Genomic DNA, 2,593 nt, shown 5'->3' with positions numbered 1-2,593 from the left:
TGAATGGGTTCATGTGCAGCTCCATCAGCAAAAGGGGATGATAAGTTTATCACCACCGACTATTTGCAACAGTGCCACTTCGACGACTACCTGCTGCCGGCCGAGAAGTTCGCCGCACTCAAGCGCGAGCAGGCCCTGCCCCTGGCGATCAACCCGAACAGCGACCAGTACCTGGAAGAGCGTTTGCAGCTGCTGGACGAGCAGTTGGCCACCGTCACCCGCCTGGCCAAGGACAACGAGCTGCCCGATGCCATCCTCACCGAGTCAGGGCTGAAAATCACCCCGCTGGATGCGGCGGTGCCGGATCGGGCGCAGGCGCTGATCGACCAAACCAGCCAGTTACTGCCGCGCATCAAGATCACCGAACTGCTGATGGACGTGGACGACTGGACGGGCTTCAGCCGCCACTTCACCCACTTGAAGGACGGGGCCGAGGCCAAAGACAGGACGTTGCTGCTGTCCGCAATCCTCGGTGATGCGATCAACCTCGGGCTGACCAAGATGGCCGAGTCGAGCCCCGGCCTGACCTACGCCAAGCTGTCCTGGCTGCAAGCCTGGCACATCCGCGACGAAACCTATTCGGCGGCCTTGGCCGAGCTGGTCAACCACCAGTATCGCCACGCCTTTGCCGCCCACTGGGGCGACGGCACGACCTCATCCTCCGATGGCCAGCGCTTCCGCGCGGGTGGCCGGGGCGAGAGCACCGGGCACGTCAACCCGAAGTACGGTAGCGAGCCGGGACGGCTGTTCTATACCCATATCTCCGACCAGTACGCGCCGTTCAGCACCCGCGTGGTGAATGTCGGCGTCCGCGATTCCACCTATGTGCTCGACGGCCTGCTGTACCACGAGTCCGACCTGCGGATCGAGGAGCACTACACCGACACGGCCGGCTTCACCGATCACGTCTTTGCCCTGATGCACCTGCTAGGCTTCCGCTTCGCGCCGCGCATCCGCGACCTCGGCGAAACCAAGCTGTACGTGCCGCAGGGCGTGCAAGCCTACCCGACGTTGCGCCCGCTGATCGGCGGCACCCTGAACATCAAGCACGTGCGTGCCCACTGGGACGACATCCTGCGCCTGGCCAGCTCGATCAAGCAGGGCACCGTCACCGCCTCGCTGATGCTGCGCAAGCTCGGCAGCTACCCGCGCCAGAACGGACTGGCCGTGGCCCTGCGCGAGCTGGGCCGGATCGAGCGCACGCTGTTCATCCTGGACTGGCTGCAAAGTGTTGAACTGCGCCGCCGCGTGCATGCCGGCCTGAACAAAGGTGAGGCGCGCAACTCGCTGGCCAGGGCGGTGTTCTTCAACCGCCTTGGGGAAATCAGGGATCGGAGCTTCGAGCAGCAGCGCTACCGGGCCAGCGGCCTCAACCTGGTGACGGCGGCTATCGTGCTGTGGAACACGGTGTACCTGGAACGCGCCACCCAGGGGTTGGTCGAGGCCGGCAAGCCGGTGGACGGCGAGCTGCTGCAATTCCTGTCGCCGCTGGGCTGGGAGCACATCAACCTAACCGGCGATTACGTCTGGCGGCAGAGCCGCAGACTGGAAGACGGGAAGTTTCGGCCCTTACGGATGCCCGGAAAACCTTAGCGTACGATTTTTTCCGAATTCTGCGGGCTCCCCTTGATGCGCCCCACTTCAATGATTGCCTGAGTCAGTCCGGAAGGACGTTCACTTTTCAGCAATGAACGGACCAGCACTGAAACCTGTACTTTGCCCAGCTTCAGGGAGCCAGCGGTCCGGATCATTTCGTCCCACTGAAGGACTATTTTTCGGGGATCTGATTGCCCTCTGGCAATATCATTCAGCACGCCATAGTCGGCATCATGGTCCATTCGCCAGAAAACCGAAGCACCGGCATCAGCCAGGCGTGGAGAAAACTGGTATCCCAGCAGCCAGAAAAGGCCAAAGACAAGTTCGCTGGCACCTGCTGTATCGGTCATAATTTCGGTTGGATTCAGCCCGGTCTCCTGTTCCAGAAGACCTTCCAGCACAAAGATAGAGTCCCTCAGCGTCCCCGGTATAACGATGCCATGAAAGCCGGAATACTGATCGGACACAAAGTTGTACCAGGTGATCCCTCTGTTATTACCAAAGTATTTGCGGTTCGGTCCGGCATTGATTGTTCTGACTGGCGTAACAAAGCGCATTCCATCTGCAGATGCCACTTCTCCTCCACCCCATATCTGTGCCAGTGGCAGCGTTGCCTGAAAATCAACCAGTCTGGCATTAGCGCTGGTGATAGTTTCAGCCCGCAGATAGTTCGCTTTTGTCCAGTTCAGCCGGTGTCGGGTCAGTGCAGGAACATTTGATCTGATCAGTGGTTCCAGACCGATATTGCAGGCTTCAGCCATCAGCACGGCGCTGATGCTGACGGGCAGATCATCAACTCTGGCACTGGCTTCACTAGCATGGAAAAACTCATCAGCAAATCCGGTATGGGCGTTAATTTCGAGCAGCAACTCCGTTAAATCCACCGGAGGGAGTAGATCACTGATCATTTTGCTCAGTCGTTTCGGCACTGTTGCAAATAGTCGGTGGTGATAAACTTATCATCCCCTTTTGCTGATGGAGCTGCACATGAACCCAT

At 59.4% G+C, this 2,593-nt stretch carries 2 pseudogenes; one reads left to right on the top strand and one right to left on the bottom strand.

The features are described from left to right. Positions 1–78: 78 nt before the first annotated feature. Positions 79–1,593: pseudogene (locus NA389_RS21870) on the top strand (Tn3-like element TnAs1 family transposase); the annotation flags it as partial. Positions 1,594–1,628: 35 nt separating this feature from the next. Here the strand turns inward: NA389_RS21870 and NA389_RS21865 are convergent. Then, a pseudogene (locus NA389_RS21865) lies at positions 1,629–2,501 on the bottom strand (Tn3 family transposase); the annotation flags it as partial. Positions 2,502–2,593 lie beyond the last annotated feature (92 nt).

Source organism: Salmonella sp. NW645 (assembly GCF_051703725.1).
GTDB classification, from domain to species: domain Bacteria; phylum Pseudomonadota; class Gammaproteobacteria; order Enterobacterales; family Enterobacteriaceae; genus Salmonella; species Salmonella enterica.
The sequence above is the reverse complement of the archived record's forward strand: the minus strand, read 5'-3'. Positions and strand labels throughout refer to the sequence as shown.